This is a genomic window from Mesorhizobium sp. P5_C1 (assembly GCF_054049815.1).
Genome location: NZ_JBFULQ010001339.1, coordinates 1 through 627 on the forward strand (window position 1 = coordinate 1; position 627 = coordinate 627).

General features: G+C 61.4%; 1 protein-coding gene. It reads right to left on the minus strand.

Annotated features, from left to right (window positions below; genetic code table 11):
• Positions 1 to 76 precede the first annotated feature (76 nt).
• On the minus strand, positions 77 to 627 hold a 551-nt coding region (locus tag ACXJ7R_RS35700; RefSeq protein ID WP_457155884.1), incomplete at its 5' end, for a VIT1/CCC1 transporter family protein.

Sequence of the window (627 nt, forward strand, 5' to 3'; positions counted from 1 at the left end):
CGGGGTGTATGTTACTGTACTACATCTGCGCTCGGTCCCGACGCACTGTTCACGGCAAGATCGCGGCGCCCGGCCCTCATCCGCCCAGCGCGATAGTAAGGGCGACCAGCAAGCAGCCGAGCAGAACCATGGCAGCGGCAGTCAGCCATGGTCTGTACCCAGTCAGTTGTCCAAACGCGTAGCCGGCAAACAACATCATCGCCACAGCGATGGCGTTGGAGATTCGAAGCGCGGTCCAAGCGTCCTGCAGGAACAGGAAAGGCACTACGATCGGGATCGTCGAGGCGAAAACGAGAAGGAAGACGGCGACCGCACCCAGCAAGTCTTCGCGCTTGAGTCCCATCGACTCGCCTGGCATCCGCTCCTTCAACAGTGCTGCATGCATTCTGTCGAGATCGGCGTCCGTCAATGCCGACGCTACCGCGGAAGGCAGGTTCTGCAGGATAGCGGTCCTCGCCTCTTCGGCGGTGGCGGCTTGCTGCACTTTGGCAATTATGCGCCGCTCTGTGGCCCGGTCGGCGAGGCATCCCATCAGATACATGATGGCATCTACGAGGCCCCAGGCGAGATTGCAGCCGAGCGCGCCGACCAGCGTGGTGCGCACCTCAGATTCGTCACTTACAACAC